This window comes from Streptomyces sp. NPDC023527, from assembly GCF_055560115.1.
The window spans coordinates 73,829-100,615 of sequence record NZ_JBVHJJ010000007.1; the positions used below are offsets into that span (position 1 = coordinate 73,829).

Sequence of the window (26,787 nt, forward strand, 5' to 3'; positions counted from 1 at the left end):
GCTTCCGTCCAGCATCCGCACGAGCTCGTCGACGTCGTACTCCGGGGGCTGTTCCATGGGTGAAGGGTCTCAAATCCTTCCGATCGCTGCGGCCCTCAGGCCCGCGGCTGGGTAGGGGGCCGACGGATGTACCCCTGCCTCGTCCCCGGCGAGCGGCCAACTCCACTTACCCCCGGACATACGGCGTCGGTACCGTTCGAGTGACGAGCTTGCGGACCGGACGGAGCCACGATGCCTTGCCGAACTCATGAGTCTTCCCGGAATGCTCCCGTGCAGGCGGGTCGGGGGGTGCGCTGATGTTGGAGGAAGCCGAGGAGATCGGCCGCCGGGTGCGTCGAGCCCGCCTGCGGCTGGGCATGCCACAGGCCGATCTTGCCACCGCCCTGGGGAAGTCGCAGGGCTGGGTGTCGAAGATGGAGCGGGGCCTGATCGAGCTGGACCGGGTCGGGTTGCTCAACCAGGTTGCGTCCGAACTTCACATCCACCCCAATGACCTCGTAGGACGGCCGTACACCAGCTCACCGGCTGAGAACCAATGGCAGGTCGCTGCCGCCTCGATCTTGCGGGAACTCCGCCGGTACGACCTGACTCCGGTGTTCGAAGGAACCCCACGTTCGTCGACGGTTCTGTGGCAGGACATGAAGCGGCTTCACCGCCTACGCGACGCGGCGGCAAACGTGGCGATCCTGCGTTGCTTGCCGGATCTGTTCCGAGAGGCCCGAGCGCTCACCGAAGTGTCCAACGGCCACGAGCGAGAGGAGGCGTTCGCCGTCTATGCGGTCTGCTGCAAGTTCGCGCACACCGCTGCTCACGCGCTCGGGCATCCGGAGTTGATCGCCATGGCGTGCGAACGCGCCGCGTGGTCGGCCCAGCTCTCCGGCGACTCCCTGATGCCGGCTGTCGCCGACTGGATGCGGGTGTGGGACATGTGGGCCACCGCGGACTGGGCCGACGCTTTGGCCTTGTCCGACAAAGCTCTGCGCAGTGTCCAGCGGGAGTACGACCAAGGCGATCCCCTCGCCCTGCGGCTGTGGGGTTCGCTGCAACTTCGCGCCGCCGTATCGGCTGCCCGTGCGGGGAACGATCACGAGACCGATGACCGGATCCAGCACGCCCGAGTGGCCAGCGACCGGGTGGACGCCTATACCGGCGGTCCTCTGTACGACCGGCATTCGCTGACCTTCTCGGCCGGCAACGTGGAGATTCACTCCATCAGCGTGGCGCTGGAGATGGGTGACCAGACCAAGGCTCTGGCCATAAGCCGACGGGTCGACACCGCGACCCTCGAAGCCTTGCCCCACTCCCGCAGGGGTCACCACCACATGGATCTGGCCCGTGCGTGGTTGTGGGACGGCAACCGGGACAAGGCTGTCACCGAGCTGGAGAAGGCCGAACGCATCGCGCCACAGCTCATCCGTAACCACCCCATTGCGCGAGCCACCCTGCGGAAGATCGTCTACGCGGAGCGAACGATCACCCGGGAGAAGCTTCGAAGGATGTCCGACCGCTTCCACCTGGACGGATAGAGGTCGTATTACTGCGGTTCATATTCGCCCCCGGGAGCGGCTCTAACTTCTCGGGGTATGACCGGACGACGCACCGAGCAAGAGCAGGGACCGCGTCCCGCGTTACCCTGCGTGGCGCGGAACTGGAAGCCCCGACTCGGCGACCTGGCCTATGACATCACTCGTGGACGCAACGGTGTTGTCGTAGGCACCCCCGACGGCGCCGCCTGCCTGACCTATCACCTTCGGACCCCCAGCGGGGGCGACGAGTGGTCTGCCGCCGCCGACTCCTCCACCCTCCGGCCCGCTTACACGGTGACTCATGCGACTCCGACGGGGCCGGCGACGTTCGGCGACCGCGCGAAGCGGTGTGCTGTGCCGATCGCGCTGCACCACGAGGACGGGACAGTCGAAGAGACGATCCTGATCATCGGCGAGGACGAGCTGAGGCAGTACGCCGGGCAGCTGGAGAAGATCTGATTACTCCCGCCCCGGAAACCACAGTGTTGCCGAGGGCGGAGTGGGACGTTTCCCACGGCACGAGTGCGCGAACGCATCCACCACCGGAGAGGGAGAGAACCGTGACATCCAACCTGTCCGATCTCTTGGCCGAATTCGAGGGGAAGACCGTCGTCGTCACCGGCGGCGGTGGGCTGATCGGCAGCCGCATTGCCGTCCGGCTTCGCGCCGTCGGAGCCCGCGTGATCTGCGTCGGAAGGCTGGATGCCTACCCGAGCGAGGTCTACTCCGAGTTGTTCGGTATCGACACCGGACACCCGGACACCGTGGTCGGAGACGTGACAGACCGGGCCCTTGTGCGGCACGTCGTCGAGCAGTCCGACTACGTCGTCCACGCGGCAGCGATGGCGGATGTGGCCGCCTGTACCCGCGACCCCCGGGCCGCGCTGAAGACCAACGTCATCGGGACCCAGGTGCTGCTGGACGAGGTGGCTTGTTCCCTCCGTATCCGGCGCTTGTGCTTCACCTCCTCCGCGAGCGTTTACGGGAACGGTCACTCCCGCTACCCGGGGGAGCCGGTGCGGTTCAGCGAGGACGACGCCACGTCGCCGCTGTCGGTCTACGGCAACACGAAGCTGTGGGGCGAGCACCAAGTGAAGATCGCCATGGAGGCCGCCCAGGTCTCGTACGCCGTGGTCCGGTACTTCAGCGTCTACGGCGAGCCGCAGACCGTGAAGCAGGGCTCACACTCGTGGGTCGTGGCCTGGCTGGCCATGCGTGCCAGTCTCGGACTGCCGCTGGAACTCAACGGTGGCGGCTACCAGGTCCGCGACTTCGTGCACGTGGACGACATCGCCGAGGGCACGATTCGCGCGCTTGCCGCTCCCGGTGCCGACGGGCAGGTGTTGAACATCGGCACCGGGCGGCCGACGACGATTCGCAGCATCGCCGACCGTGTCCTGATGCACTACCCCGAGGCCGAACTCGTGGAGCGACCGCTCCCGGCCGGTGATCCGATGGGTGGATACGCGGATACTCGGCGCATGCACCGGTCGCTGAGCTGGAAGCCGCAGATCACCATAGAGGACGGTGTGGATCGTTACGTGAAATGGATCAACGAGCGCCCGGAGGCCACGCCGGAATGGATGCGTCAGCTGGCAGCCGCATCAAGCGTCCGGGCAGTGTGAACCCGGACTAGATGATCGGCGGGCGGCCCAGCCTGGTCATGCGCCACACCGTGGCCCATCTGATCGGTTGGCGTCGCCCGCACGGCATCCGGACCCCTTCGACGAAGCCGCCGGCCCATGCCTTCAGCCCGCCGAGGGAGCGGTTCCGGGCGAGAGTGAGCAGCGCCCACACGCTCAGGTAGGCGGGCACCAGAACAGCCGGCAGATGGCGCTTGGCCAGCCACACCCGGTTACGGGCCACCATCCGGTGGTAGACCGCGTGGCGGGTCGGCAGGGTGCGCGGATGCTGGAGGACGAGCCCGGGTTCGTAGAGGATCTGCCATCCGGCGTCCAGGGCCCGCCACGCGAGGTCGGTTTCCTCGTGCGCGTAGAAGAATTCCTCCGGCCAGCCGCCGACCTGTTCCAGCATGGGCATCGACAATGCGTGCCCACCCCCGAGGAACGTGGTCACCAGGCCCCGGCGCATCGGGTCGCCGGCCCGCAGCCGGGGGACGTGTCGCCGTTGGGTATGCCCGGTCTCGTCGGCGATCCGGAAGCTTACGATGCCGAGTTGGTGGTTCTGCCGGTACAGGTCCTGGATCCGCCCGAAGACGTCCGGGCTGATCAACAGCCCGTCGTCGTCCAGGTCGACGACGATGTCGACGTCCCTGAACTCTTGCAGGATCCGCAGTGCGACGTTGCGCCCACCGGAGACGCCCAGGTTTTCGTCGAGCTCCACCGCGGTCACATTGTCGGGCAGTGGTGGCAGCGGCGAGCCGTTGCCGACCACTACGACGCGAGTCGGGGCAGCGTCCTGCTTGGCCACGGAGTCGAGGAGGGCTCGCAGCTCTTCGGGCCGGTTGCCCATCGTCAAGATGGCGACGCCTACACGCGGGTGACGCACGGGTGAACGCTCCCTTCCACACCGGTGGTTCCGCGATGCTAGCGGCTCACCGGCCGCAGCCGGACGGAAGGGACGCCTTGAGCAGTCGGAGCTTGTGCTGACCGAGGGCGTGATGCTGCGCTGGTTCCCCGGAGCAATGGTTCCCCGACTGGTCATGGCGCCGTGGGCGCGGGGCGTGATTGAGCAGTACGAGGCCAGGGCGGCCACGCTGGCTGAGCCTGAGGCCATCGACCGAGATCCGTGAATGCGGCGACTCGTGGTCAGTCCGATGAGCTGAATCGTGAGCGAGGCAGCCTGGACGGCCTCCTGCAGCACTCCCTTGAAAACCGCTGGCCCCACCGCCCGTCGCCGGGAGAGGCTGACGCGCCGATGGTTCAGGGAACAGAAGGAGACAAGGGCAGGATGAGCGAGACGTTGACGGCGGGCAGCGAGGTGGCTGTGCGGTTGGTGAAGGCGGCGCGTACCAAGGTGCGGTATCCCGCGGTCGTGGTGAGCGACGACGGTACGCACCTCGTGATGCGCGCGCCGTGGGCCGGCGCCGAGGCCCGCGACTTCGGGTTCGTGCGCTTCGAGGGCGGCGACGTGTTCACCGAGCACTACTGGCGCGACCGCTGGTACGCCGTGAAGGAGGTACGGGCCGCCGACGGCACCCTCAAGGGCTGGTACTGCGACGTCACCCGCCCCACCGACGTCGGCCCCGACGGGATCGTCGTCGAGGACCTGGATCTCGACCTGTGGGTCTCGGCGGACGGAGCCACCGTGCTCCGCCTGGACGAGGACGAGTTCGCCGCCAGCGGCATCGAGGAGCGTGACCCGGACGCGGCCGGCCGGGCCGGTCTGGCCCTGGACGAGCTGGAGGCGCTGGCCCGCGGGGGAGGCTTCGCCGAGTTGCTCGGTGCCGGCTGAGCGCTTGGCCGCAGGTTCGAGTCCTGCCGGGGGCGCTCCGTTTGTGCCGCACGCCCCTCCTGCCGGGAGGGGCGTTTTTGTTCCTCGGCCCGCCCTTTCCAGCCGCGTTACATCCGGCCGCATGTGCCGCCGCAGTCCCGTCTGCTCATTGCGGAGCACGCTCCATCTTTGCCGTCGGCTTAGCCGACTTTCGGTATATCTGCAGTCGGTGCGCGCTATACAAGGAGCGTTACTGCAGTACGGCACCCATGTGGCGCTGCGGGGGAACGGGGATTGGGCATGTCTGAGGGTCCCGATACGATCTTCATCAGCCATGCAGGGCCGGATCGTCAGTGGGCCGAGTGGGTCGCGTGGCGCCTGGAGGAGGTCGGCCACCGGGTCGAGCTCGGCGTGTGGCACTGGCGCGCCGGCGACGACTTCGTGCGGAAGATGAGCGAGGCTCTGGCGAGGGCCACAGCGGTCATAGCCTTGTTCTCGCCTGCCTACTTTGCCGCAGGGCGGTTCACCGAGGATGAGTGGACGGCGGCCCTGGCCCGTAGGGATCGTCTCATCCCTATGGTCATCCAGCCGCTTGAGGCCAGCGAGCTGCCGCCGATCCTGGCGTCGCGAATCCGGAAGGAGCTTCACGGTCTCGACGAGACGACAGCTATCGCTGCTGTCGTGGAGGCGGTGCGTGGCCCCGCACCCCCGACCAGTCCACCCGCTTTCCCTGGCGCCCTCATCCAAGGTTCGCCCGCCGCCCCGGCGGCTCGACCCGCACAGGAGCCACGTTTTCCGTCCAGCACCGGTCTCCCTGATGTGTGGAACGTGCGTCGGCGCAATCCGCACTTCACCGGCCGCGAGACGGTTATCGACGATGTGCGGAGCAAGCTGCTTGCCGACCGACACGCCGCAGTCCAGGCACTTCACGGGCTGGGCGGGGTAGGCAAGACACAGGTCGCGTTGGAGTACGCGCACCGTTTCGCCGGGCAGTACGACCTCATATGGTGGGTCGACGCCGAACAAGTCGAGCACGTTCCACTGCGGTATGCGGAATTGGCAGCACGCCTGAAGGCAGCCAAACCCGACGCCGGCACCGAGGCCAACGCTCGTAACGCGATGCGGTGCCTGCGCACGTTGGACCGATGGCTGATCATTCTGGACAACGCCGAGGACCGAGACGCGTTGGAGGCGTGGCTGCCCGAGGGTTCCGGCCACGTCCTGATCACCTCCCGGAACCCCGCATGGAATGTGATCGTTCCTGGCCCACGTCTGGATGTATTCTCCCGCCAGGACTCCCTGACCTACCTGAACAGGCGTCTGCCCGCCCTCGCACCCGAACAGGCCGATTCGCTGGCCGACACCCTCGGAGACCTCCCCCTCGCTCTCGCCCAGGCCGCAGGTGTCTTGACCGATGGCATGCCGTTGGCACGCTACCGGCAGCTCCTGGACACCAAAACCAGTGGCCTTCTCGACCAGGGTGACACCCCGGGGTACCCCGCCTCACTAGCGGCCACCGTCACCATCGCCAGCGACCGGCTCAACGCCCGCCAGCCTGACGCGACAGCGCTGCTACGCCTCATGTCCTTTCTCGGTCCCGACCCCATCCCTACCCCCTGGCTCGCCGACGCACGTAGTCGATTGACCACCATCCCGGGCGACCACGACGACCTCATGTGGCCTCAGTCCGCCGTCAAGCCGCTCGCCCGCCTCGGCCTTGCCCAGGTTGACCACGAAACAGTTCAGATCCACCGGCTCACCCAGGCCATTGTGCGCGATCAGACCCGTAGAGGTGACACCGCCGCGATTCACGCCGACCTTGCGACGCTGCTGTCCGCTGCCGACCCGGACAACCCCGAGCTGCCTGAAACCTGGTCGCGGTGGGCCACGCTCACGTCCCATCTCACAGCAGCCCAGCTCCCGATCGGGGCACTCTCCACCCTGCGGCCCACACTGCTCAAGGCCGCCGAATACCTCATCGAAAGCGCCCAGCTGAGTGCAGCCCTCGACCTCGTCGACGCCCTTCACCATTCTTGGGCCGCCAGCCTCGGTGAGGACCATCCCGACACTCTGCGTTCCAGCCAAGCGCTCGCCGACGCCCTGCACAGCCTCGGCCACCACGCCAAAGCACGCCTTATGACCGAGGACACACTGGAGCGACGCCGACGTGTGCTGGGTGAGAATCACCCCGACACCCTCTGCTCAACCCACGACCTCGCCAATACCTTGTACGAGCTCGGGCATTACGATGAAGCCCACCGCATGCACGAGGACACACTGCAGCGACGCCAGCGGGTGCAGGGCAAGGATCACCCTGACACCCTCCAATCCGCCTGCCACCTGGCTGTCGTCCTGCATGAGCTCGGGCACCACGCCGACGCCCGCCCCATGCACGAAGACACACTGCAGCGACGCCGGCGAGTCCTGGGTGAAAACCACCCCGGCACCCTCCACTCCGCCCACGTCCTTGCCGGCACCTTGTACGCACTCGGGCACTATGACGAATCCCGTCGCATGTACGAGGACACCCTGCAGCGACGCCGACAGACGCTGGGCAAGGACCATCCCGACACCCTCCACTCCGCCCACGAACTCGCAGTCACCCTGCACCAACTCCGCCGCTACACCGAAGCCCGCCGCATGTACGACGACACACTGCAGCGACGCCAGCGGGTCCTGGGCGAGGACCATCCCGACACCCTCCGCTCCGCCCACGTCCTTGCCGGTACCTTGTACGCACTCGGGCACTATGACGAATCCCGCCGTATGGACGAGGACACACTGCAGCGACGCCAGCGGGTCCTGGGCGAGGACCATCCCGACACCCTCCGCTCCGCCCACAACCTCGCAGTCACCTTGTACGAACTCGGGCACTATGACGAATCCCGCCGTATGGACGAGGACACACTGCAGCGACGCCAGCGGGTCCTGGGCGAGGACCATCCCGACACCCTCCATTCCGCCCACAACCTCGCAGTCACCTTGTACGAACTCGGGCACCATGACGAATCCCGCCGTATGGACGAGGACACACTGCAGCGACGCCAGCGGGTCCTGGGCCAGGACCATCCCGACACCCTCCGCTCCGCCCACGAACTCGCAGTCACCTTGTACGCACTCGGGCACTATGACGAATCCCGTCGCATGGACGAGAACACACTGCAGCGACGCCGACAGACCTTGGGCGAGGACCATCCCGACACCCTCTGCTCCGCCCACGAACTCGCAGTCACCCTGCACCAACTCCGCCGCTGTACCCAAGCCCGCCGCATGCACAAGGACACACTGCAGCGACGCCGACGGGTCCTGGGCGAGGACCATCCCGACACCCTCCGCTCCGCTCGCGAACTCGCCACGTGTTGACGCGCGTTGGGTCAACGCGCCGCATGAATCCCACTCTCCAGTCCCGAGCACGCAGGGCTGCGCTCCAACCGGAACAGTCACTTCCGGTGGATACGCGCTGGCGTCGAACGCCACCTTCTCCGATGGCACTGCCCCACCGCAGGTGAGAGCGGGGATCACGGTGAACTGCCTATGCGCCTTCTGAGCGCCGCCCCCGTTTGCCGGGGCGCCCGCGGCGGAAGGCTAGCCCGTGCTGCCGAGCCCGGGAGGAACACGCATGAGACCGTCGACCACGGGGGCTGGTGGTCCGGGCCGGCTGAACGTGTTCCTCAGCCACCGCTACCACTCCCCGGCGGAGAATCAGTACTTCTGGGAGCTGCTGCGCTCCGTCGAGGACGTCTCCTTCCGGGTTGACGAGGGCGTCTCGTTCACCAGCCCCGTCCGGCTGGAGCGCATGATCAGGGACGCGGACGGGTTCGTCGGGATCCATCCGCTGATGGGCGATCCGCGGCAGACCTACCCGCTGAGCTCCCTGCGGCATCAAGCGCGCTACTTCCGGCTGGAACTGAGCATGGCCGTCCGGGCCCGCAAGCCCGCGCTGGTCTTCCACGACCGACGCCTGGACCTGGTGCTGCGGGCCCCGTCGGAGGTGCGGCTCGTCGACTACGACCCGCAGGAGATCGGTACCGAGACCCGCTCCGCACTGCCCGCCAGAGTCGAGGCCGCCTACCGCGGATTCCTCGCGGAGGCCCACACGGCGTCGTCGGCCGCCGGGGTTCGCCTGTCTCACCTCCGGCGCCATGTCGGGCTGGTCGTCTCACGGCGCAACCACGCGGTGGTGCCCGACCTCTGCGCGACGCTGCACGACCACGCCTGGGAGCCGGTGGTCCTGCCTTGGCCGCCCTACCTCAAGCTCGACCTCATCACCCGGTTGCGCCGGTGCGACTGGGTCGTCGTCGACCTCGACGACCCCGCCACCCGGCTGCTGGCGGCCTACACCCACGGCCAGTTCGTCCCGACCCTGCCGATCGCCTCGGCCACTGACGCCGAGGACGCGGTCCCGCTGGTCCCCGGCGAGGAGACCCTGTACGGGGACGCGGAGACGGGACACCGCAAGGCCATCATCCGTTGGGCTGGTCCCGAGGACCTGAGACAGTCCTTCGAGACCCACCTGGGCGTGATCGACGAACAGCCGCGCTACATCGACGGCGCGGACCGGGCCGTCGAGTACTTCCGGTCGGCCGCCAAACGCAACGAGCGTGTCTTCCTCAGCTACGCCGCGAAGGACGCGGAACCGGCCGAGGAGTTCTCCCGACTGCTCAACGACCGCTTCCACGACGTCTTCGACTACCGGTCCGCCGGGGCGTTGCGGGCCGGTGAACCCTGGATGGACGGCCTGCTCAGCGGGCTGGCGCGGTCCGCGGTCGGCGTGCTGCTCCTGTCCGAGGCGTATCTCACCAGCACGTACTGCCAGATGGAGGCGCGGGAGCTGTACCGGGCGTCGGTGGAGGGCCGGGTGAAGCTCTGGCCCGTACGCCTGGACCAGGCCGAGCTCCCCGAATTCCTCAAGAGCGTCCAGTACCGGGCGCTCTACCACCACGCGCCGCAGACCATCGTCGAGGAGCTGGTGACGGAGCTGGCCGCGGGGCGGCCGGCGCCGGAGGGGAGGTGAGCGCACATGGAGCGCGCGGGGGCGGCCCCGCGGCCCGGCTCAGCCGGAGACCAACCGGTCCGCCGCCCGCCGGCGCCGTCCCCACGCGCCGAAGCCCAGGGACGCCGCCCCCAGTGCCACCGGGATCAGCAACAGCACCCCGGAGAACGCCAGTACCCCCGCCGTGAGCAGCGCGCTGCCCACCGCCGCGTGCCAGAGGACCGTGCGGCGCGGCAGCAGGGTCAGGGACGCCAGGAGGCCGGCCAGGGTGACCGCGGCGAGGCAGGTGGACGTGGCGCGCATCAGGCGGTCCAGGTCCGCCGCGCCGAGCGCCGCCACCGTGGCGACCGCCGTGCACGCCACGGCCAGCACGGCCAGGCTGCGGCGCGGCACCTGGCCGGGTGCCGCGCCGCGCGCCAGCCAGCGGGGCGCGGCACCGTCCCGGCCGAGCGCGGCGCCCAGCCGGGAGGCGCCCGCCAGATACGTGTTGACCGCGCCGAAGGTCAGGAACAGGGCCGCCGCCGCGGCGACCGGGCGGGCCGCGGTGCCCGCGCTCCGCTCCAGCAGGGCCGTCAGCGGGGTGTCCGTCGTGGCGGCGGCCGGGCCGAGCGCGCCGATCGTCGTCACGGCGAGCGCCAGATAGAGGACGGAGACCGCGGCCAGGGTGTAGACGGTCACCCGGGGCAGGTCACGCCCGGGGTTCGCGAACTCGCCCGACAGATGGCTGGCCGCCTCCCAGCCCGCGAAGGCGAAGAAGAGGACGCCCGCGGCCGAGCCGACCGAGCCCCAGCCGTGCGGCATGAACGGGGTGAAGTGCGCGGCCCGCATGTGCGGCGCCGCCGCCAGCGCGGCCCCCAGCAGCACCGCCGCCAGCAGGGCCACGAGCAACAGCTGCACCCGCCCCGACAGGTGCAGGCCCACGCAGTTGGCGGCGAAGGACGCGGCGATGACCAGCGCCCCGACCGCCGTCGCCCCGGCCGTGCCCCAGCCCAGCGCGCCGGCCACGTAGTGCCCGCCGATGAGCGCCGCCGACACCACACCGATCGGCACGGCACCGTAGAACCACCAGCCGACCACCGCGGCAGCCCGCGGCCCCGCCGCCCGGTGCACGAAGGTCGCCACCCCGCCGCCGTCGGGGAAGCGGGCGCCGAGCGCGGCGAAGGAGACCGCCACCGGCACGCTCGTCACGAGCAGGACGAGCCACGCCACGATCGAGGCGGGGCCGGCCGCGTCGGCGGCCAGCGCGGGCAGGGCCAGCACCCCGGGCCCGAGGACGGCCCCGGCGCACAGGGCCGTGCCGCTGCCGACACCCAGCCGCCGAACGACCGGTTGCGGGGGAGCGGGAGCATGAGTGGTTCGTACGGTCATGTCGGCAGAAGCTAGCCATATCCATGACCCATTGGAGCCTCGGCCGAACTTCATTCGGTTCGTGCGCCACCATGGGGCGCATGGACGACATTGATTCGGCGATAGTGCGTGAACTCCAGCGCGACGCACGGCAGACCAACCGCGAACTGGCCGCCACGCTGGGCATCGCGCCTTCCACTTGTCTGGAGCGGGTACGGTCCCTGCGCCACCGCGGCGTGATCACCGGCTACCGCGCGACCGTCGACCTCGGGGCGCTCAACCGGCCGGTGCAGGCGCTGCTCTCGGTCCGTATCCGGCCGATGAGCCGGGAGGTCATCGAGGGCTTCAAGGCGTATGTCATCGCGCTTCCCGAGGTGCTGAACGTGTACGTGGTCGCGGGCGGCGACGACTTCCTCGTCCATGTCGCCGTCCCGGAGGTGGGTCGGCTGCACACCCTCCTGATGGACCGCTTCTCCGGGCGCCGGGAGGTGGTGGACTTCCGCAGTTCGGTCATCTACCAGCATGTGACGAAGGATGTGGTGGAACCGTTGGCTCCCTGATCCTCCGCGGCGGCGCCCGCCGTGGCAGGGTGATCACCATGACTGCGAACAGCCCCCGCTCGTCCGCCCTCGACCTCATCGGAACCGTGGTCGACCCCGGCAGCTGGACCGGCTGGGACGAGCCCGTCGGGGTGACCACGGACGATCCCGCCTACCGCGCCGACCTCCTCGCCGCGCGCGAGCGCACCGGTCTGGACGAGTCCGTCGTCACCGGCGAGGGGCGCGTCCGGGGGCGCCGAGTCGCGCTGGTCGCCTGCGAGTTCCGCTTCCTGGCCGGGTCGATCGGGGTGGCGGCGGGCGAGCGGCTCGTACGGGCCGTGGAGCGGGCCACGGCGGAGCGGCTGCCGCTGCTGGCGGCGCCTGCCTCGGGCGGTACGCGGATGCAGGAGGGCACCGTCGCCTTCCTGCAGATGGTCAAGGTCGCCGCCGCGATCACCGACCACAAGGCCGCCGGGCTGCCCTACCTCGTCCACCTCCGCCACCCCACGACCGGCGGCGTCCTCGCCTCCTGGGGTTCGCTGGGCCACCTGACGTCCGCCGAGCCGGGCGCCCTCATCGGCTTCCTCGGGCCGCGCGTCCACGAGGCCCTGTACGGGGAGGAGTTCCCCCAGGGCGTCCAGGTCGCGGAGAACCTGCTGGCGCACGGCCTGGTGGACGCGGTGCTGCCCGCCGACCGGCTCGCGGAGATCGCGGCGCGGGCGCTCGCGGTGCTGAGCGGTGAGCTTGCGGGCGCCGGGCCCGTGGATGCCGGATCCGCGCATGCCGGTCCTGCGGACGCGGGCTCCCCGGGCGCCGGACCTGCCAACGCCGGACCCGCGGAAGCGGACGCTCCGCCCTCCTCGCCCGCGCCGCCCCGCGACGTCCCCACCGCCGAATCGATTCGCCGCTCCCGTCGGCCCGAACGTCCCGGCGTCCGCGAGCTGCTGGAGGCCACCGCCACCGACGTCACCCCGCTCAGCGGTACGGGCGCGGGCGAGCGCGACCCGGGCCTGCTGCTCGCGCTGGCCCGGGTCGGCGGCGCGCCGTGCGTCGTGCTCGGCCACGACCGGGGCAGCCGCACCGCACCCGCCTCCGGTGTCCCGGCCGCGGGCCAGGCGCTCGGCCCGGCCGGACTGCGCGCGGCCCGGCGCGGGATGCGGATCGCCGCGGAGCTGGACCTGCCGCTGCTCACCGTCGTCGACACGGCCGGCGCCGCGCTCTCCCGGGACGCCGAGGAGGGCGGCCTGGCGGGGGAGATCGCCCGCTGCCTCGCCGACCTGGTGAGCCTGCCCGCGCCGACGCTGTGCCTGTTGCTGGGCCAGGGCGCGGGCGGCGCCGCGCTCGCCCTGCTGCCGGCCGACCGGGTGGTGGCGGCCCGCCACGCGTGGCTCTCGCCGCTGCCGCCGGAGGGCGCCTCGGCGATCCTCCACCGCACCACCGAGCGGGCGTTCGAGGTCGCCGACCGGCAGGGCGTACGGTCCGCCGATCTGCTGGCGAACGGCATCGTGGATCTGGTCATCGAGGAGGACGGGACGGAAGGGCTGGAAGGTGTATTTCTGCCACGCCTCGGTGTGCTCCTCGGGGCAGAGCTTTCCGCTCTCGCCGCGCGTGAGCAGGGCGAACGTCTTGCCGAACGCCGTGCACGCTATCGGCGGATCGGGCTGCCCCGATGAGTTCCGGCCAAGAATAAAAAGGGCATTGAGGGTATACGTTCGAAGGGAATTGACAAGGTAAGCCTTACCTAACCTAGTGTCTTCCTCGTGACCGAGACCGACCTCGCCCCACCCCGGCCCGCCGCCGGGCGCCCGCCCGCCCGCCGGACCGCCCTGCTGGTGGCAGGCGTCGCCGTGCTGGCCCTCTGCGCGGCGCTCAGCCTCGCCGCGGGCTCCCGCCCGGTGCCGCTCTCCACCGTGTGGCACGCGCTGACCGACGGGGACCACAGCCGCGACGGCCTGGTCGTCACCGGTCTGCGCGTGCCCCGCACGGTCATCGGGATCGTGGTCGGTGCCGCGCTCGGCGTCGCGGGCGCCGTCTCACAGGGCGTCACCCGCAACCCCCTGGCCTCGCCCACCACTCTCGGCATCAACGCCGGGGCGGGCTTCGCCGTCGTCACCGCCATCTACGCGCTGCGGCTCACCCACCCCGCGCAGTACCTCTGGTTCGCCTTCGCCGGCGCCGCGCTCGCCACCCTCGCCGTGCTGGCGCTCGCCCGCCGCGCCGGCGACCTCGACCCCGTACGGCTCGCGCTCGGCGGCACCGTCCTGGCCGCCGTGCTCACCTCCTGGACCTCCGCGGTGATGCTCGCCAGCCACCGCACCCTGGACGAGGCCCGGTTCTGGCTGGCCGGCTCCCTCGCCGGACGGCAGACCGACATCCTGCTGCCCGTCCTCGCGCCGCTGATCGTCGGCTTCGTCCTCGCCCTCGCCATCGCGCCCGCGCTCAACGCCCTCGCGCTCGGCGACGAGACCGCACAGGCGCTCGGCGTGCCCGTCGCCAAGGTCCGGGCCGCCGGCGGGCTCGCCGTGGTGCTGCTCGCCGCCTCCTCCGTCGCCGTCGCCGGGCCCCTGTCCTTCGTCGGCCTCGCCGCACCCCACCTCGTACGCCGCACCCTGGGCGCCGACCACCGCTGGCTGATCCCCGGCTGCCTGGTCGCGGGCCCCCTGCTGCTGCTCGCCTCCGACGTCCTCGGCCGGGTCGTCCTGCACCCCACCGAGCTGGAGGTCGGCATCGTCACCGCCTTCCTCGGCGCGCCCATGCTGGCCCTGCTCGCCCGGAAGGCGGCCCGATGAGCCCCCAGAGCCTGCGCACCCGGCGCACCCCGCTCGCCGCCCGGCCCGGCGCCCTGGCCCGGCAGCGCCGCCGGACCCTCCTGCTCGCCACCGGTACCGCCGTCCTCCTCCTCGCGCTGCTCGCCCTCGCGCTCGGCAGCGGCGAGGTGCCGGTGCCGCCCCTGGACGCGCTGCGCGCCCTCGTCGGCTCCGGCGACGCCGGGAACGTGATGCTCGTACAGGAACTGCGCGCGCCCCGGGCCGTCGCCGCGATCGTCGCCGGCGCCGGACTCGCCGTCGCCGGCGCGATGATGCAGCGCGTCGTCCGCAACCCGCTCGCCTCCCCAGACGTCATCGGCGTGACCGGCGGCGCGTCCCTGGGCGCGGTGGCCGTCATCGCCTCCGGCGCCTCCACCGCCTTCACGCCCCTCGGCGCCCTCGGCGGCGGGCTGCTGTCGGCGCTGCTGCTCGCGGTGCTCTCCTGGCGCGGCGGGGTCACCGTCAACCGGATCGTGCTGGTCGGCCTCGCCGTGCAGCAGGGGCTGGCCGCCGTGGTGAACCTCTTCATCGTCCAGTTCCCCGCCGAACTGGCCGCCGACGCCCTCCAGTGGACCACCGGCTCCGTCTACGGGCGCACCTGGACCGAATCGACCACCGGGGGAGCCCTGGTGCTCGCCGGGATCGCGCTGGCCCTCCTCGGCCACCGGCGGCTGTCCGTCCTCGACCTCGGCGACGAGTCCGCGGGATCGCTGGGTCTGTCACCGAACGCCGCCCGGCTCCAACTGCTGCTCCTGGCCGTCGTCCTGGCCTCCGTCGCCGCCGCCCTCGCCGGGCCCGTCGGCTTCGTGGCCCTGGCCGTCCCGCACGTGGTCCGCTTCCTCGCCGGCCCGCCCACGGTGGGCACCCTCGTGCTCACCGCCCTGACCGGAGCCGTGCTGCTGCTGGCCTCCGACCTCGTCGTCCTGCACGTACTGCCGGTGCACGGGCTGCCCGTCGGCGTGGTCACCGCCACCCTCGGGGCGCCCTGGCTGCTCGTACTGATGCTGCGTCAACTCAAGCCGAACGCTGGGAGCACCACCCGATGACCGAGAAGGCGACCCCGAACCAGCTCGCGGCCCACGGCCTGAGCCTCGGCTACGGCGCGAACGTCATCGTCGACGGCGTCGACCTGGCGATCCCCGGCGGCCGGGTCACCGCCATCGTCGGCCCCAACGCCTGCGGCAAGTCCACCCTGCTGCGCGGCCTCGCCCGGCTGCTGGCCCCCACCGCCGGCACCGTCACCCTCGACGGCGCCGACATCCACCGGATGTCCGCCCGCGCGCTCGCCCGCCGCCTGGGGCTGCTCCCGCAGCAGGCCATCGCCCCCGAGGGCGTCACCGTCGAGGCGCTCGTACGGCTCGGCCGCTACCCGCACCAGCGGATGCTCACCCCCTGGTCCAAGGCCGACCAGGCGGCGGTCGAGGCGGCGCTGGCCCGCACCGGCACCGACGCGCTGCGCGACCGGGCCGTCGACGAACTCTCCGGCGGCCAGCGGCAGCGCGCCTGGATCGCCCTCGCCCTCGCCCAGGACACCCCGCTGCTGCTCCTGGACGAGCCCACCACCTTCCTCGACCTGCGCCACCAGCTCGATGTGCTGGACCTGGTCGAGGAGCTCGACGCCGAGGACGGACGGACCGTCGTGATGGTCCTGCACGACCTCGGCCAGGCCGCCCGCTACGCCGACCACCTGATCGTCATGAGCGACGGCCGCCCCGCCGCGGCCGGACCTCCGGCGACGATCCTGACGGCCGAACTCGTCGAAAAGGTCTTCCAGGTGGAGTGCCGGGTCGTCCCCGATCCCGAGACCGGCACCCCCCTGGTCGTCCCGCGCGCCCGCTCCGGCAGACGCGCGGCCCGCTAGACACCCCCCACCGCGAGAAGCTCCCACCGCTCGAAGACAGGAATCCGCCGTGAACCCACTCCGTCCCACCCTCCTCCGACTCCGCAGAGTGATCGCCGTGTTGCTCGCCGTGCTCGTCGGCACCGCCGCGCTCGCCGCCTGCGGTGGCGACGACACCCAGCAGGACGAGAGCAAGGGCGCGTCCGACGCGGGCTTCCCCCGCACCGTCACGCACGCCATGGGCAAGGCCGAGATCAAGAGCAAGCCCAAGCGCGTCGTCGTCCTCGACACCGGCGAGCTCGACGACGTCACCATGCTCGGCATCAAGCCGGTCGGCGCGGTCTCCCCCCACATGAAGACCGAGGGCGGATTCCCCAAGTACCTCTCGGACAAGACCAAGGACACCAAGGACGTCGGCCCCATGGCCGAGCCCAACATCGAGCGCATCATGTCGCTCAAGCCCGACCTGATCCTGTCCTCCAAGGTCCGCCACGCCAAGGCGTACGACCGCCTCAAGGGCATCGCCCCCACCGTCTTCACCGAGACCACCGGTGCTCCGTGGAAGGAGAACCTGAAGGTCCACGCGGAGGCGCTCGGTCTGGAGAAGGAGGCCGCGAACGCCATGGACGCGTACGAGAAGCGCGCCAAGGCCCTCGGTGAGGAGATCAAGAAGAAGAACGACGGCAAGATGCCCACCGCCTCCGTCGTCCGCTTCGTCACCGGACCCACCCGCCTCTACCAGAAGCAGTCCTTCAGCGGCATCGTCCTGTCCGACATCGGCCTGCGCCGCCCGGAGTCCCAGGACGTCGACAAGCCGATGCTGGACGTCTCCCCGGAGCAGATCGACAAGGCCGACGCCGACCTGGTCTTCGTGACCGTCGCCGACGACCCGAAGAAGACCCAGCAGGCCGCCGTCGAGTCCAACCCGCTGTGGAAGGGCCTCGGCGCCGTCAAGAACGACAAGGTCTTCCAGGTGCCGGACGAGACCTGGATGTCCGGCATCGGCATCCAGGCCGCGAACCACGTCCTGGACGACATCGCCAGGTCCGCGGGCGTCGAGATCCCCAAGTAGCCCCGCGGGCCGCTCCTTACGAAGACACCTCACACCCCGCCGGGCCGCCGCGTGCGGTACGGCCCGGCCGGGCACCCCCTCACACCCCTGTTCACCCCGCAGCCTGCCGAAAGGCGTACCCCCATGCGGCTCTTCCTCCTCGCGCTCAACCCCACCGACTCCGTCACCGAGGGCTTCCTCCCCGCGGCCGCCCGCCTCGGTCTGCGCGTCACCCTCCTCACCGACCAGCCCGACGCGCACCGCCGCGCGTACGAGAAGGCCGTCGCCGAAGGCGGCGACCCGCTGCCCGAACTCGACGTCGTCGACTGCGACGTACGCGACTTCCGCGAGGTCATCGGACGGATCTCCCTACTCGGCCGGGCGGCACGGCCCGACGCCGTCTTCACCAACAGCGACCACCTCCAGACCCAGGCCGCGCTGGCCGCGGAATACTTCGGACTGCCCGGCAAGGACTGGAAGGCCGCGCTGCGCACCAAGAACAAGGCCCAGCTGCGCCGCAGCCTCGCCGAGGCCGGCGTCGACACCGTACGGTCCGCCGAGCTCGCCCCGCACGAGGACCCGGCCGTCCTCGAAGACCTCGACCTGCCCTTTCCCTGCGTGGTGAAGCCGCGCGAGGGCGTGGCCAGCGAGGACGTCGTCCTCGTCGCCGACGCGGACGAACTCGTGGTCCGCTGCCAGGAGATACGGGAGCGCAGGCCCGATGCCGCGCTGCTCGTCGAGGAGTACCTGGAGGGGCAGCTGTACACCCTGGAGACCCTGGGCGACGGCCACACCCTGCACACCATCGGCGCCTTCCGCACCGAGCTGTCCCCGCTGCCGTATTTCATCGAGGAGCGGCTCGACCTCCTGCCCGCCCCACCGCAGCCGCACAGCGATCAGGTCCTGGACCAGCTGCGCGCCCTCGGCGTGGGCTTCGGCGCCTGCCACACCGAGTACGTCGCCCAGGGCGACCGCGCCCGCCTCATCGAGGTCAACTACCGCGCCATCGGCGACCAGTGCGACCTGGTGCTCGCCGAACTGCTGGGTATACCTCTCTTCGAGCACATCCTGCGCACCCACCTCGGTGAGCGGCTCCCCGCCGACCTGGGCGCCCGCACGGACGGCCGGGTGCGCATGGAGTATGTCTGCGCGGAACGCGGGGGTACGCTCGAAAAGGCACCCCCGGCGAGCGACACCGAACGCGACGGCGTGCGGCTGGTCTACCGGCCGCTGCGCCAAACCGGCGAGGCGCACCCGCTCTATCGCACCAACCGCGACTACCTCGGCGTCCTGCGGGCGACCGGCACCGACCAGGGCCGGATCGACCGTGCCGTCGAGGCATTCCTGGCCGAGCGGAGCTGGGAGATCGTGTCATGAGCCTGACCAGTACGGACGTCCTGGAAGGTGAGCTCCTCCAGCGTGTCCTCAGCACCCTGCTCCGCGAGGACACCTACGGCCTGCGCAGCGGCGCCCGCGGCGAGACCCGTTCCGACGGCGACTGGCTGAGCGTCCGCGCCGGCGAGGAGACGCTGCTGCTGCCGGTCGGCCCCGACGGCTTCCAGTGCGAGATCGCCGCCCGCCGCCCCGTCCTGGAGACCGCCGACGGCACCCTCACCGGCCTGCGCCCCGTCCTCGCCCGGCTGCGCGCCGCCGCCCCGGCCGAGGACCGCGCCGGATACGACGCCTTCCTCGCCGAGTGCGACGAGGCCCTCACCGCGATCCGGCTGCACGGCGCCGTCCGCGACGACGTCGTCGCCCGGCTCGCCGCCACCTACGGCCCCCGCACCGCGAGCTGGACCGGCCTGCGCGACTCCCTCGCCTACGACGCCCTCGCCGCCTACCGCGACCACCCCGTCTACCCCACCGGCCGCGCCCGCGCCGGCCTCACCGAGGCCGAACTCCGCTCCTACGCACCGGAATTCCACCCCTCCTTCGCCCTGCGCTGGCTCGCCCTGCCCAGGGACGCCGTGCGCGGCGACACCGCCGGCCTGCCCCACTGGTGGCCCACCCCGGGCTCCCTCGGCCTGACCGGCCTCGACGCCACCCACCTGGCGATGCCCGTCCACCCGCTCACCGCCGGGGCCGCCCTCACCGAGGCGCTGCGCGCCACCGGCCTTCAGGGCTCCGCGCACCTCGCCGAGAAGCCCTGGCTGGACGTGCTGCCGACGCTCTCCACGCGCACCGTCGCCGTCGCCGACGACCCGGACACCCACCTCAAGCTCCCGCTCGCCACCGCCACCCTGGGCCTGCGCAACCGCCGCACCATCAAGCCCGGCACCCTCCTCGACGGCGAGGTCGGCCAGCGGCTCCTGGAGGAGATCACCGCCCGCGAACCGCGCTTCGCCGGCACCGTGCTCCTCGCCGACGAACGCACCCACCTCCAGGCCGACCACGAGCTCCTCGCGACCCTCGTCCGCCGCTACCCCGCCGGGCTCCACGACGCCCACGTCGTGCCCGTCGCCGCGCTCCTCGCCCCCACCCCCGGCGGCGCCCTGGTCGCCGAGGAACTCGCCGAGCGCTACTACGGCGGCTCCCTCACCGCCCTCCTCGACGCCTACCTCACCCTCCTCCTGGACTGGCACACCACCCTCTTCGGCTACGGCATCGCCCTCGAATCCCACCAGCAGAACACCTCCCTCGTCCTCGACGAACACGGCGGCACCACCCGGCTGCGACTGCTGCTGAAGGACAACGACGGGCCCCGCGTGCACGCCGTCCGCCTCGCCGCCCGGCTCGGCGGCGAGGCCGCCGACCTCCTCGGCTTCGACGACCGGCGCATCCTCGTCGCCGGCGACGCGCCCGTCGCCGACGTCTTCGCCACCATCACCGTCCACCTGTGCGCCGGCGCCCTCGCCTTCGAGCTCGCCCGGCTCGGCCGCGCCCCGCTGCCCGACCTCCTCGGCCGGCTCCGCGACCGCCTCACCGAGGCCGTCGAACGGCTGCGGACCACCGCCCCCGGCGCCGCCGCCGTCCTGCGCGCCCGCGTCCTGGAGGCCGACCGGCTGCCGGTCAAGGCCATGGTCACCGCCGGCACCCTGCTCACCAAGGAACGCTCCGGCGCCGCCGACATCAACAAGCACTACGTCGAAGGGCCCAACTACCTCCGGGGCGCCGCGCGATGACGGCCGTACTCCACAAGACCCGCACCCGCGAGGAGCGGCCCACCCTGGGCAACCGCCAGATCCACGCGGTGGCCGCCTGCTACTTCGTCGCCTCCTTCGCCGCCCTCGGCCTGCCCCCCTACCTCACCGAGATCCTGCCCTCCCTCGGCGACCGCGAGGCCCGCTGGGCCGGGCTGCTCTACATCGTCCCCACCGTCTTCGGCGCCCTCGGCGCCCCCCTGTGGGGCCGGCTCGCCGACCGCTACGGACGCAAACGCCTGCTGCTGCGCGCCCAGCTCGGCCTCGCCCTGTCCTTCCTCCTCGCCGGCTGGGCCGACAGCCTGCCCGCCTTCACCGCCGCCCTCGTCCTCCAGGGCATCCTCGGCGGCACCTTCGCCGCCTCCAACGGCTACCTCGCCGCCGCCCTCGACGGCAGCCGCCTGTCCTGGGCCCTGACCCTGATGCAGGGCAGCGCCCGGCTCGCGCTCGTCGCCGCGCCGATCCTCGTCGGCAGCCTCTCCGCCTGGATCTCCCCCCACCGCCAGTACGCGCTGCTCGCCGTCCTCCCGCTGGCCGCCGCCCTGATGCTCGCCGCCCTGCCCGAACCCCCGCGCGCCGAACCGGCCGGGCCGTCGGACGACACCGCACCGCCCCCGGAACCCGACCGCCCGGCGCTGCGCACCCTCTACGCCCTCGAATTCGCCTTCGTCCTCGCCACCGTCATCTCCTACCCGTACCTGATCACCCTGGTCGGCGAGCGCCTCCCGGGCCTGGGCCCGGCGGCGAGCGGCGTCCTCTTCGCCCTCCCGCACGTGTGCTACCTGCTGCTCGCCAAGCCCGTGCACACCGCCGTCGCCCACCGCCCCCACCTCGGCGCCGTGACCGGCTTCGCCTGCGTGGCCGTCGCCCTCGCCGGACACTGGGGCGCCGGCTCCGTGGCCTCCTTCGTACTCCTGCGGCTGCTCCTGGGGGCCGGCATGACGCTGGGCCTGGTGAGCCTGTCCGCGCTCGCCGCCGACGCCTGCCGGGGCCGCGGCCCCGGCCGGATGTTCGGCTCCCTGGAGTTCATATCCAAGGCCGGGGCCGTCGTCGCGGGAGCGGTCGCCGCCGCCTCCAACGACGCATGGGGCCCGGCCGCCCCCGTCGTCGCGGGTTCCGCCGTCGCGGCCCTGACGGCCCTCGTCAGCACCCCCACTCTCCTCCGCACCCGCTGGAGCCGCTGAATGTCCTCCGCACCCACCGCCCTCGCCGGCGTGGCCTCCGCCGACCACGTGGTCGCCCACACCCTCCTCAACTGCCTGCTCCGCGAGGTCTCCGGACCCGAGCACCAGACCGCCGTCACCGACGGCCGGCTGCTGCTGCGCCTGCCCCGCTGCGGCGTCCTGCTCCGCGCCGAACTGCGGCGCGCCTCCCTCATCGGCGCCCACCGCCTCACCGGCCCGGTCGCCGAACAGCGCGACGGCGTCTGGACCGAGCTGAGCTGGCAGCGGCTCGCCGAGTACATCCACCGCGAGCTGGAGCTGCGCACCGGCGTCCGCAACGACGAATTCCTCGGGCAGGTGGCGTCCAGCCACGCCGGCGTCAGCGCCGCCCTCGACGCCTCCCGCCCCGCCCCGGCCGGCGACGCCTACATGGACTCCGAACAGTCCCTGCTCTTCGGCCACCGCTTCCACCCCACCCCCAAGGCCCGCACCGGCGCCTCGGAGGACTGGGGCCGCTACGCCCCCGAGACCCGCGCCCGCTTCCCCCTGCACCACCTCGCCGTCCGCGAGGCGAGCGTCCGCGAGGAGAGCGCGGTGCCCGGCGCCCTGGCCGCGCTCGACCGGCAGCGGCCGGTGCCCGACGGCTACCGCCTGCTGCCCGCCCACCCCTGGCAGTACGCCATGCTGCGCACCCACCCCGCCCTGCTCGCCGCCCTCGACCGCGGCGACGTCCTCGACCTCGGCCCCGGCGGCACCCCCTTCGAGCCCACCGCCTCCGTGCGGACCCTCTACGACGGCCGGGACTTCCTGAAGTTCAGCCTCAACGTGCGTATCACCAACTGCCTGCGCAAGAACGCCGAGTACGAACTGACCGGCGCCGTCGCCCTCACCCGCCTCCTGGAACCCGTCGCCGCCGACCTCGCCGCCCGCTTCCCCGGCACCGACCTGCTGCGCGAACCCGCCTACCGCACCCTCGACCTCGGCAGCCGCGAACTCGCCGAGGGCTTCGGCGTCATCGTCCGCGAGGGCCTCGGCGCCCGCCTCGCCCCCGGCGTCACCGGACTGCTGGCCGCCGCCGTCGCCGACGAGTACCCCACCGGCGGCGCCCACCTCGGCCGCCTCCTCGACGGCGCCGGCCCCGCCGAGGCCCTCGCCTGGTGGGACGCCTACCTCGCCCTGCTCGTCCCCCCGGTCCTCGCCGCCTACTTCGACCACGGTGTCGTCCTCGAACCCCACCTGCAGAACGTCGTCCTCGGCGTCGACGCCGACGGCATGCCCCGGCAGGTCCTCTTCCGCGACCTGGAGGGCACCAAGCTGCTCCCCGGCCACCACGCCGCCACCCTCGCCGGCCTGCCCGACGACGTGGCCGGGCCCATGACGTACGACCGCGAACGCGGCTGGGACCGGGTCGTCTACTGCCTGCTCGTCAACCACATCGCCGAGATGCTCGCCGCCCTCGCCGACCGCCACCCGCGCCTGGAGCCGGAGCTGTGGTCCGCCGTCCGCCGCACCCTGGCCGCCCGGGCCGAGGCGCACGGCAACCCGCCCCTGCTGCGCGCCCTGGTCGCCGGGGTGCCGCTGCCCGCCAAGGCCAACCTCCTCACCCGCTGGGAGCGCAAGGCCGACCGCGACGCCGGCTACGTCCGCATCGCCTCGCCCCTGGTGTCGGACCTGCTGTCCGAAGCCGCCCGCACCGAGCCCTGGAGCACCACGCCGTGATCACCCCCCGCGTCGCCGCCCACGCCGCGCGCCTGCCCGCCGACGACCTGCCCGCCTACGTCTACGACCTCGCCGCGCTGGCCGAGCACGCCCGCGAGGTCCGCGCCGCCCTGCCCGGGTCCGTCGAGCTCTACTACGCGGCCAAGGCCAACCCCGCCCCCGAGATCCTCACGGCCCTCGCCCCGTACGTCGACGGCTACGAGGTCTCCTCCGGCGGCGAACTCACCCATGTCCGCAAGGCCGTCCCCGAGCTGCCGCTCGCCTTCGGCGGACCCGGGAAGACCGAGGCCGAGCTGCGCCGCGCCCTCGAACTGCGCGTCGAGCGCTTCCACGTGGAGAGCGAGAGCGAACTGCGCCTCCTCGCCGACCTCGCCGACGAACAGCCCGGGGACGCCCCCCTCGACATCCTGCTGCGCGTCAACCTCCCGGCCGGCGAGGGCGAGCTGGGCGGCGCCGCGCTGGCCATGGGCGGCCGGCCCAGCCCCTTCGGCCTCGACCCGCGCCGCGCCGAGGCGTGCCTGCCGCTCCTGCGCGGCCGGCGGCTGCGCCTGCGGGGCATCCACGCCCACCTCGCCAGCGGCCTCGACGCGGCGGCGCAGCTCGCCGTCGCCACCCGCGTCACCGACTGGGCCGCCGACCTGACCGCCCGGCACGGTCTCACACTGAGCGAGGTCAACGTCGGCGGCGGCATGGCCGTCGACTACACCCGCCCCCACACCCGCTTCGACTGGACGGCCTACGGTGCCGGCCTCGCCGAACTGGCCGCGCGCCACCCCGGATTCACGCTCCGCATCGAGCCCGGCCGGGCGCTGGCCGTCCACTGCGGCTGGTACCTCACCGAGGTCCTCGACCTCAAGCACAGCCACGGCGAGGCGTTCGCGGTACTGCGCGGCGGCACCCACCACATGCGCACCCCGGCGGCGAAGGGGCACGACCACCCCTTCACCGTGCTGCCGGTCGAGGACTGGCCGCGCGCCTGGCCGCGCCCGGCGGCCCTGGACGAGCCGGTGACCCTCAGCGGACAGCTGTGCACCCCCAAGGACACCCTCGCGAGCCGGGTGCCGGTCGCCGAGCTGAGGGTGGGGGACCGGGTCGCGTTCGCGATGGCCGGCGCGTACGCCTGGAACATCTCGCACCACGACTTCCTGATGCACCCGGCGCCGGGCTTCCACTTCCTCTCCTGAGGAGGCCCTGGGACGACTCCGCGGCGGCGCGCCTCCGAAAGTTTTACCCACCTATAGATGGTGAATGCATCTATGCGGGTCTAGCGTGATCGCCGCGGCCCGCGCGCCACCCGCGCGGCGGACCGTGACCCACGGGGGCAGAGCCGCGCCCGGGCCGGCCGGCCCCGGCGGCCTACCGAGAGGGGAGACCGCGACCATGTGCGGGATCACCGGATGGATCTCCTACGAACGCAACCTCACCACCGAGCACGGCACCCTCGACGCCATGACCCGGACCATGGCCTGCCGCGGCCCCGACGCCGCCGGGGCCTGGCTCGACACCCACGCCGCGCTCGGACACCGCAGGCTGGCCGTCATCGACATCGAGGGCGGCACCCAGCCCATGACCGTCGAGGAGGACGGCCGCACCCTCCTCGTCACCACCTACAGCGGCGAGGTCTACAATTACCGTGAACTGCGGACCGAACTGCGCGCCCGCGGCCACGACTTCCGCACCCGCAGCGACACCGAGGTCGTCCTGCGCGCCTACCTCGAATGGGGCGAGGCGTTCACCGAACGCCTCAACGGCATGTACGCCTTCGCCCTCTGGGACCCGCGCACCGAGGAACTCCTCCTGGTCCGCGACCGCATGGGCATCAAACCCCTCTACTACCACCCCACCCCCGACGGGGTCCTCTTCGGCTCCGAACCCAAGGCCATCCTCGCCCACCCCGCCGTCCGGCCCACCGTCGACGCCGAGGGCCTCGCCGAGATGATCGCCCACACCAAGACGCCGGGCCACGCCGTCTACAAGGGCATGTACGAGCTGCGGCCCGGCCACACCGCCCGCGTCCGCCGCCAGGGCCTGACCGTCAGGCGCTACTGGGCCCTCGAAGCCCACGAACACACCGACGACCTCCCCACCACCGTCGGCCACGTCCGCGAGCTGCTCGACGACATCGTCGCCCGCCAGCTCATCGCCGACGTCCCGCTGTGCACCCTGCTCTCCGGCGGACTCGACTCCTCCGCCATCACCGCCCTCGCCGCGAAGGGCCTCGCGGCCGGCGGCCGGGGCGCCGTACGCTCCTTCGCCGTCGACTTCGCCGGCCACGCCGAACACTTCACCCCCGACGCGCTGCGGCCCACCCCCGACGGCCCGTACGCCCGCGCCCTCGCCGAACACGTCACCGCCGACCACAGCGAGATCGTCCTCGACACCGCCGCCCTGATGGACCCCGTCCACCGCGAGGCCGTCCTCACCGCCCGCGACCTGCCCTTCGGCTTCGGCGACGGCGACACCTCGCTCTACCTCCTCTTCAAGGCCATCCGCGAACAGTCCACCGTCGCCCTCTCCGGCGAGTCCGCCGACGAGCTGTTCGGCGGCTACCGCTGGTTCCACACCCCCGAGGCCGTCCACGGCGACACCTTCCCCTGGCTCGTCGAGGGCGGCATCGACGACTTCTCCGGCCCGGGCGCCGGCCGCACGGCCCTCCTCGACGGCGGCCTCCTCGCCAAACTCGACCTGCCCGGCTACCGGGAGGCCCGCTACCGTTCGGCTCTCGCCGAGGTTCCGCGGCTGCCCGGCGAGAGCGGCCCGGAGCGGCGCATGCGCGAGATCGGCTATCTGCACCTGACCCGCTTCGTGCAGACCCTGCTCGACCGCAAGGACCGCGTCAGCATGGCCGTCGGCCTGGAGGTCCGGGTGCCCTTCTGCGACGACCGCCTGGTCTCCTACGTCTTCAACACCCCCTGGGCGATGAAGACCTTCGACGGCCGCGAGAAGTCCCTGCTGCGCGCCGCCGTCCGCGACGTCCTGCCCGCCAAGGTCGCCGACCGCGTCAAGAGCCCCTACCCCAGCACCCAGGACCCGCGCTACGCGGCCGCGCTGCGCACCGAACTCACGAGGGTGCTCGCCGACAAGGACGCGCCCGTACGACCGCTGCTCGACGGCGCGGCGGTGGCGGACGCGAGCGCGTACGCGGACGCGAACGCCTACCGCAGTGCCACGGAGCTCGTCCTCGGCCTCGACACATGGCTGCGCCGCTACGGCACGACCCTGGAGCTGTAGCCCCGGGGGGCACAATGGGTGGCACAACCGCCCATCAG

The 26,787-nt window shown here is 71.9% G+C and carries 19 protein-coding genes; 17 read left to right on the top strand and 2 right to left on the bottom strand.

Going from position 1 to position 26,787, the window contains the following annotated elements:
* The first annotated feature begins 296 nt into the window (after positions 1–296).
* Complete coding sequence (locus ACZ303_RS15675) at positions 297–1,526, top strand: helix-turn-helix domain-containing protein (protein WP_467339187.1); 1,230 nt, start codon at positions 297–299, stop codon at positions 1,524–1,526.
* A gap of 560 nt (positions 1,527–2,086) precedes the next feature.
* Positions 2,087–3,151 (top strand): NAD-dependent epimerase/dehydratase family protein, encoded by a 1,065-nt coding sequence (locus ACZ303_RS15680; RefSeq protein WP_467339190.1) that lies wholly within the window; start codon positions 2,087–2,089, stop codon positions 3,149–3,151.
* A gap of 7 nt (positions 3,152–3,158) precedes the next feature.
* On the opposite strand, the gene ACZ303_RS15685 is transcribed toward ACZ303_RS15680, so the two are convergent.
* A complete protein-coding gene (locus ACZ303_RS15685; RefSeq protein ID WP_467339192.1) occupies positions 3,159–4,034 on the bottom strand; it encodes a glycosyltransferase family 2 protein in 876 nt (291 codons plus the stop codon).
* A gap of 402 nt (positions 4,035–4,436) precedes the next feature.
* Here ACZ303_RS15685 and ACZ303_RS15690 point away from each other — a divergent pair, with 402 nt between their 5' ends.
* The 3 genes from ACZ303_RS15690 to ACZ303_RS15700 all read left to right on the top strand — a co-directional run bounded on the left by ACZ303_RS15690 (position 4,437) and on the right by ACZ303_RS15700 (position 9,933).
* Positions 4,437–4,940, top strand: a complete 504-nt coding sequence (locus ACZ303_RS15690) for a ribonuclease FAU-1 family protein (RefSeq protein WP_467339194.1) — start codon at positions 4,437–4,439, stop codon at positions 4,938–4,940.
* Positions 4,941–5,219: 279 nt separating this feature from the next.
* Complete coding sequence (gene fxsT / locus ACZ303_RS15695; protein WP_467339196.1) at positions 5,220–8,282, top strand: FxSxx-COOH system tetratricopeptide repeat protein; 3,063 nt, start codon at positions 5,220–5,222, stop codon at positions 8,280–8,282.
* A gap of 256 nt (positions 8,283–8,538) precedes the next feature.
* Positions 8,539–9,933, top strand: coding sequence for a toll/interleukin-1 receptor domain-containing protein (locus ACZ303_RS15700; RefSeq protein ID WP_467339198.1), 1,395 nt, complete (start codon positions 8,539–8,541; stop codon positions 9,931–9,933).
* A 39-nt stretch (positions 9,934–9,972) separates the two neighbouring features.
* Here ACZ303_RS15700 and ACZ303_RS15705 read toward each other — a convergent pair whose 3' ends face one another.
* Entirely contained in the window at positions 9,973–11,280 is a 1,308-nt protein-coding gene (locus ACZ303_RS15705) for an APC family permease (protein ID WP_467339200.1), read from the bottom strand.
* An 80-nt stretch (positions 11,281–11,360) separates the two neighbouring features.
* On the opposite strand from ACZ303_RS15705, the gene ACZ303_RS15710 reads away from it, so the two are divergent.
* The 12 genes from ACZ303_RS15710 to asnB all read left to right on the top strand — a co-directional run bounded on the left by ACZ303_RS15710 (position 11,361) and on the right by asnB (position 26,749).
* Positions 11,361–11,819 carry an Lrp/AsnC family transcriptional regulator gene (locus tag ACZ303_RS15710; RefSeq protein WP_467339202.1) on the top strand — a complete coding sequence of 153 codons (459 nt, stop codon included), beginning with the start codon at positions 11,361–11,363 and terminating at the stop codon, positions 11,817–11,819.
* A 38-nt stretch (positions 11,820–11,857) separates the two neighbouring features.
* Positions 11,858–13,471 (top strand): carboxyl transferase domain-containing protein, encoded by a 1,614-nt coding sequence (locus ACZ303_RS15715; RefSeq protein WP_467339204.1) that lies wholly within the window; start codon positions 11,858–11,860, stop codon positions 13,469–13,471.
* A gap of 153 nt (positions 13,472–13,624) precedes the next feature.
* Entirely contained in the window at positions 13,625–14,587 is a 963-nt protein-coding gene (locus ACZ303_RS15720) for a FecCD family ABC transporter permease (RefSeq protein ID WP_467339639.1), read from the top strand.
* Positions 14,584–15,651, top strand: coding sequence for a FecCD family ABC transporter permease (locus ACZ303_RS15725; RefSeq protein ID WP_467339206.1), 1,068 nt, complete (start codon positions 14,584–14,586; stop codon positions 15,649–15,651). The genes ACZ303_RS15720 and ACZ303_RS15725 overlap by 4 nt, the downstream gene beginning before the upstream one ends.
* Positions 15,648–16,466, top strand: coding sequence for an ABC transporter ATP-binding protein (locus ACZ303_RS15730; RefSeq protein ID WP_467339208.1), 819 nt, complete (start codon positions 15,648–15,650; stop codon positions 16,464–16,466). Before ACZ303_RS15725 ends, ACZ303_RS15730 begins: the two co-directional genes overlap by 4 nt.
* A gap of 49 nt (positions 16,467–16,515) precedes the next feature.
* Positions 16,516–17,517, top strand: coding sequence for an ABC transporter substrate-binding protein (locus ACZ303_RS15735; RefSeq protein ID WP_467339210.1), 1,002 nt, complete (start codon positions 16,516–16,518; stop codon positions 17,515–17,517).
* A 123-nt stretch (positions 17,518–17,640) separates the two neighbouring features.
* On the top strand, positions 17,641–18,873 hold the full coding sequence (locus tag ACZ303_RS15740) for an ATP-grasp domain-containing protein (RefSeq protein WP_467339212.1): 1,233 nt from the start codon (positions 17,641–17,643) through the stop codon (positions 18,871–18,873).
* A complete protein-coding gene (locus ACZ303_RS15745) occupies positions 18,870–20,618 on the top strand; it encodes an IucA/IucC family protein (RefSeq protein WP_467339213.1) in 1,749 nt (582 codons plus the stop codon). Before ACZ303_RS15740 ends, ACZ303_RS15745 begins: the two co-directional genes overlap by 4 nt.
* Positions 20,615–21,820 (top strand): MFS transporter, encoded by a 1,206-nt coding sequence (locus ACZ303_RS15750; protein ID WP_467339215.1) that lies wholly within the window; start codon positions 20,615–20,617, stop codon positions 21,818–21,820. Before ACZ303_RS15745 ends, ACZ303_RS15750 begins: the two co-directional genes overlap by 4 nt.
* Entirely contained in the window at positions 21,821–23,518 is a 1,698-nt protein-coding gene (locus ACZ303_RS15755) for an IucA/IucC family protein (RefSeq protein ID WP_467339216.1), read from the top strand.
* On the top strand, positions 23,515–24,702 hold the full coding sequence (locus ACZ303_RS15760; RefSeq protein WP_467339218.1) for a type III PLP-dependent enzyme: 1,188 nt from the start codon (positions 23,515–23,517) through the stop codon (positions 24,700–24,702). Before ACZ303_RS15755 ends, ACZ303_RS15760 begins: the two co-directional genes overlap by 4 nt.
* A gap of 196 nt (positions 24,703–24,898) precedes the next feature.
* On the top strand, positions 24,899–26,749 hold the full coding sequence (asnB, locus tag ACZ303_RS15765; RefSeq protein ID WP_467339220.1) for an asparagine synthase (glutamine-hydrolyzing): 1,851 nt from the start codon (positions 24,899–24,901) through the stop codon (positions 26,747–26,749).
* Positions 26,750–26,787 lie beyond the last annotated feature (38 nt).